Origin of the sequence: Pseudomonas sp. 31 R 17 (assembly GCF_900004915.1) — a bacterium.
Classification (GTDB): Bacteria; Pseudomonadota; Gammaproteobacteria; order Pseudomonadales; family Pseudomonadaceae; genus Aquipseudomonas; species Aquipseudomonas orientalis_A.
Genome location: NZ_CVTN01000071.1, coordinates 1 through 3,180, shown reverse-complemented (window position 1 = coordinate 3,180; position 3,180 = coordinate 1). Strand labels below are relative to the sequence as shown.

Here is a 3,180-nt window from a genome sequence, read left to right as displayed (position 1 = left end):
GAGAAATTCGAATTTTCGGCGAATGTTGTCTTCACAGTATAACCAGATTGCTTGGGGTTATATGGTCAAGTGAAGAAGCGCATACGGTGGATGCCTTGGCAGTCAGAGGCGATGAAAGACGTGGTAGCCTGCGAAAAGCTTCGGGGAGTCGGCAAACAGACTTTGATCCGGAGATGTCTGAATGGGGGAACCCAGCCATCATAAGATGGTTATCTTACGCTGAATACATAGGCGTAAGAGGCGAACCAGGGGAACTGAAACATCTAAGTACCCTGAGGAAAAGAAATCAACCGAGATTCCCTTAGTAGTGGCGAGCGAACGGGGACTAGCCCTTAAGTGGCTTTGAGATTAGCGGAACGCTCTGGAAAGTGCGGCCATAGTGGGTGATAGCCCTGTACGCGAAAATCTCTTAGTCATGAAATCGAGTAGGACGGAGCACGAGAAACTTTGTCTGAATATGGGGGGACCATCCTCCAAGGCTAAATACTACTGACTGACCGATAGTGAACTAGTACCGTGAGGGAAAGGCGAAAAGAACCCCGGAGAGGGGAGTGAAATAGATCCTGAAACCGTATGCGTACAAGCAGTGGGAGCCCACTTTGTTGGGTGACTGCGTACCTTTTGTATAATGGGTCAGCGACTTATTTTCAGTGGCGAGCTTAACCGAATAGGGGAGGCGTAGCGAAAGCGAGTCTTAATAGGGCGTCTAGTCGCTGGGAATAGACCCGAAACCGGGCGATCTATCCATGGGCAGGTTGAAGGTTGGGTAACACTAACTGGAGGACCGAACCGACTACCGTTGAAAAGTTAGCGGATGACCTGTGGATCGGAGTGAAAGGCTAATCAAGCTCGGAGATAGCTGGTTCTCCTCGAAAGCTATTTAGGTAGCGCCTCATGTATCACTGTAGGGGGTAGAGCACTGTTTCGGCTAGGGGGTCATCCCGACTTACCAAACCGATGCAAACTCCGAATACCTACAAGTGCCGAGCATGGGAGACACACGGCGGGTGCTAACGTCCGTCGTGAAAAGGGAAACAACCCAGACCGTCAGCTAAGGTCCCAAAGTTATGGTTAAGTGGGAAACGATGTGGGAAGGCTTAGACAGCTAGGAGGTTGGCTTAGAAGCAGCCACCCTTTAAAGAAAGCGTAATAGCTCACTAGTCGAGTCGGCCTGCGCGGAAGATGTAACGGGGCTCAAACCATACACCGAAGCTACGGGTATCACGTAAGTGATGCGGTAGAGGAGCGTTCTGTAAGCCTGTGAAGGTGAGTTGAGAAGCTTGCTGGAGGTATCAGAAGTGCGAATGCTGACATGAGTAACGACAATGGGTGTGAAAAACACCCACGCCGAAAGACCAAGGTTTCCTGCGCAACGTTAATCGACGCAGGGTTAGTCGGTCCCTAAGGCGAGGCTGAAAAGCGTAGTCGATGGAAAACAGGTTAATATTCCTGTACTTCTGGTTATTGCGATGGAGGGACGGAGAAGGCTAGGCCAGCTTGGCGTTGGTTGTCCAAGTTTAAGGTGGTAGGCTGGAATCTTAGGTAAATCCGGGATTCTAAGGCCGAGAGCTGATGACGAGTCATCTTTTAGATGACGAAGTGGTTGATGCCATGCTTCCAAGAAAAGCTTCTAAGCTTCAGGTAACCAGGAACCGTACCCCAAACCGACACAGGTGGTTGGGTAGAGAATACCAAGGCGCTTGAGAGAACTCGGGTGAAGGAACTAGGCAAAATGGCACCGTAACTTCGGGAGAAGGTGCGCCGGTGAGGGTGAAGGACTTGCTCCGTAAGCTCATGCCGGTCGAAGATACCAGGCCGCTGCGACTGTTTATTAAAAACACAGCACTCTGCAAACACGAAAGTGGACGTATAGGGTGTGACGCCTGCCCGGTGCCGGAAGGTTAATTGATGGGGTTAGCTAACGCGAAGCTCTTGATCGAAGCCCCGGTAAACGGCGGCCGTAACTATAACGGTCCTAAGGTAGCGAAATTCCTTGTCGGGTAAGTTCCGACCTGCACGAATGGCGTAACGATGGCGGCGCTGTCTCCACCCGAGACTCAGTGAAATTGAAATCGCTGTGAAGATGCAGTGTATCCGCGGCTAGACGGAAAGACCCCGTGAACCTTTACTATAGCTTTGCACTGGACTTTGAATTTGCTTGTGTAGGATAGGTGGGAGGCTTTGAAGCGTGGACGCCAGTCTGCGTGGAGCCAACCTTGAAATACCACCCTGGCAACTTTGAGGTTCTAACTCAGGTCCGTTATCCGGATCGAGGACAGTGTATGGTGGGTAGTTTGACTGGGGCGGTCTCCTCCTAAAGAGTAACGGAGGAGTACGAAGGTGCGCTCAGACCGGTCGGAAATCGGTCGTAGAGTATAAAGGCAAAAGCGCGCTTGACTGCGAGACAGACACGTCGAGCAGGTACGAAAGTAGGTCTTAGTGATCCGGTGGTTCTGTATGGAAGGGCCATCGCTCAACGGATAAAAGGTACTCCGGGGATAACAGGCTGATACCGCCCAAGAGTTCATATCGACGGCGGTGTTTGGCACCTCGATGTCGGCTCATCACATCCTGGGGCTGAAGCCGGTCCCAAGGGTATGGCTGTTCGCCATTTAAAGTGGTACGCGAGCTGGGTTTAGAACGTCGTGAGACAGTTCGGTCCCTATCTGCCGTGGACGTTTGAGATTTGAGAGGGGCTGCTCCTAGTACGAGAGGACCGGAGTGGACGAACCTCTGGTGTTCCGGTTGTCACGCCAGTGGCATTGCCGGGTAGCTATGTTCGGAATAGATAACCGCTGAAAGCATCTAAGCGGGAAACTAGCCTCAAGATGAGATCTCACTGGAACCTTGAGTTCCCTGAAGGGCCGTCGAAGACTACGACGTTGATAGGTTGGGTGTGTAAGCGCTGTGAGGCGTTGAGCTAACCAATACTAATTGCCCGTGAGGCTTGACCATATAACACCCAAGCAATTTGATTACTCTAACGAGCATCAGATTGCGGTGTGTGAAGACGAGATGAACCGAAAGTTCGACGCTCACAAAACACCGAAAACTATCACATCCCCAATTTGCTGAAGCGAGGCCATCTGGTCACGACTCAGTACCCGAATTTCTTGACGACCATAGAGCATTGGAACCACCTGATCCCATCCCGAACTCAGCAGTGAAACGATGCATCGC

General features: G+C 51.4%; 2 rRNA genes. Both read left to right on the top strand.

Annotation, left to right across the window (positions count from 1 at the left end):
* The first annotated feature begins 63 nt into the window (after positions 1-63).
* A 23S ribosomal RNA gene (locus BFP89_RS17220) occupies positions 64-2,955 on the top strand.
* Positions 2,956-3,112: 157 nt separating this feature from the next.
* A 5S ribosomal RNA gene (gene rrf / locus BFP89_RS17215) occupies positions 3,113-3,180 on the top strand; the annotation flags it as partial.